The organism is Vibrio sagamiensis NBRC 104589 (assembly GCF_007990935.1).
Classification (GTDB): domain Bacteria; phylum Pseudomonadota; class Gammaproteobacteria; order Enterobacterales; family Vibrionaceae; genus Vibrio; species Vibrio sagamiensis.
Genome location: NZ_BJXJ01000104.1, coordinates 1 through 2,250, shown reverse-complemented (window position 1 = coordinate 2,250; position 2,250 = coordinate 1). Strand labels below are relative to the sequence as shown.

Below are 2,250 nucleotides of genomic sequence, written 5' to 3'. Positions count from 1 at the left end.
TAAAGCGCAGCTGGAAAAAAGCGCACTTTGCTGTTGATGATGAGCATATTATTCATGGCGCGATATTGACGAAGAAAGACACCATGGACTTTCAGGTTGTCGAGGAATTATGTGAGCAAGTTGATGTGGACGTTGACCACGTATCAGCAGATAAAATGTACGATACTGATGACGTCTATGATGCTTTAACGAACAAATTTCCAGAGAGTGACATAGCCATTCCTCCCAAAGAAAATCTGTATGCAGACGACGCTCATAACTCTAAAAGGATGAGTAGTTTGGTGGCGTATTCTGCCTTAGGTCCCATGGGGTGGCAAAAGAAAAAGCAGTATGGTAAGAGGAATGTGTCAGAGAATGCGATGCACCGTTACAAAACAATTATTGGCCCCAAATTACACAGTAGAGAGTTTAACAATCAACAACAAGAAATGATGCTAGCGGCATCAATATTAAATCGATTTACGCAGCTTGGTATGCCCGAGAGCTACCGAGTCGCCTAGAGATATCAAAAGACAGAGAGGATTGAGTGCGGAAACAAAGCCTCTTGCCAGCGTTTGTGTTTTGACTTTTGAGACTTGTCGATAGGTATGAAATAGCGCCCGTCTCGACACTTACGGCGCGTTTGATAATAACGATTCACTAGATGCCAAAAGCTACTTTGTGGAGCATTAGCCAGATCAATCTGCGTGAATGTCTTTGGCAGCTTAGTACTTTTAAGTGCTTCTTCAAGTTTATGCCTTATACCGCCAGCGTCTTGCCCACTGCGAATTCGCAGATGATAATCCTTTAAGTGTGACCAAATAGTATTGAGCTTGAATGGATCAATCGCCTTACTTGTATCAAGGAGCAGTTGTAGTGTTCGCGCATCGAGTTCATCTGCTGTAATCAAAGGCAATTCTTGATTACTGACCTGCTCAGTCAATTGCTCCCGGTAACTCTGTATCTCTCCTTGTCGAGGCGATGCCTGAATCAACTGGCTAAGCCAATTGCGCCAATCTTGATAATCGACATCCAAATATTTAGGGTTCAATAGTAAAGTTTGACAGGTTGGCGGACGACGATTGGTGTGACTCTCATAGGGTGGAATCGTCTGTTCTGGCGGGGTAATGAGCAGAAACGAAATGATATCATTGGGTTTGAGTGTTATATGTTGTTTGAGAGCTTGTCGTAATTCCAAAACTTCCTGCAAACGCCCTTTCCCATTACTCTCAGAGAGCGCCCACCGCTTAAGGACCCATTTTGACACATGATGTGTCAATACCTCATGCAGAGAGCTTTCTGTTGGGGATTCGGGAAGATCCTTTAAGATATGGTTAAGCAGCTTTAAGTCAAAATTGCTCACATGACACAGCAAACGCAACACATCAGATTTTTGATAGCCATGCTTGGCTTGCTTAAGGTCATTTAGGGCATGAAAAAACCTTCGACAATGGCGCTCGGGATGTTTGCGCAGCTTATTGAAGTCATGCGTCAAATTTTCAAAATACTTGCTCCGGTGCACTGCACCAACGGTTAAGTCTTTCAAATACAGTTTGGCTGAGTCTCGAAGCGCAAGCAAAGGCTTACCTAAACTTGGCTTTGTAGGGAGCTTTTCAAATGCTGAAATCAACGCCTCAAGCTGAAACGCTCCCTGTGATGCAATACAGCGCAATGCTTCAACCGGATTAGCTCGCTCAAATTCTTCAACGATAGTCTCATGCCCCAGTTCTGTTAGCACCTGTGTTAATGGAAGAAACTGCTCGATGCTTAATGCAGCCAAATCTTCCGAGCTAACTTGCTCCTCGACATGCGAATATCCTCGCCGATTTAGAAAATATGCTATCGCTTCCTTGTGGTTTTCAACGTTTAGACCGACCAAACATTCAAGCATGGTCTTAAATAATTTCTTGGCTTGCCGGTTACGGGTACGATTGCGCAGCATATGCCGGTTGGCGGTCCTGTCATTTTGCAGAAGCACATAGCCACCTTTATCTGGTGTGAATGAAGTAGCAACAAAGGCCATGTTGCTAACCTTTTCGGTCTCAAAATCTTGAAGAGTCGTTCCGGCTGGGTAAGCGGCGGCATACACGCCAGTATTTTTTGCGCCTAAATCTATGGCTATGGGAAGAGTCGTTTTGGGCTTCATGGGTCGTTACGTATAATGGGAATCAATTTAGTGTAACTGTATAATTTTTATAATTAAAGTGAGCCAAGTCAAGCATTGCCACAATAATAGAGTTTGCCAATAAGGTGTGGGCCTTACCCAGATCT

At 43.9% G+C, this 2,250-nt stretch carries 2 protein-coding genes; one reads left to right on the top strand and one right to left on the bottom strand.

The genetic code is table 11. From position 1 onward, the window contains the following. Positions 1-500 (top strand): transposase (locus VSA01S_RS19545; protein WP_147052783.1); only part of this gene is annotated, 500 nt, incomplete at its 5' end. Between the two features lie 5 nt (positions 501-505). Here the strand turns inward: VSA01S_RS19545 and VSA01S_RS19540 are convergent. Then, on the bottom strand, positions 506-2,125 hold the full coding sequence (locus tag VSA01S_RS19540) for a hypothetical protein (protein WP_039983690.1): 1,620 nt from the start codon (positions 2,123-2,125) through the stop codon (positions 506-508). Positions 2,126-2,250 lie beyond the last annotated feature (125 nt).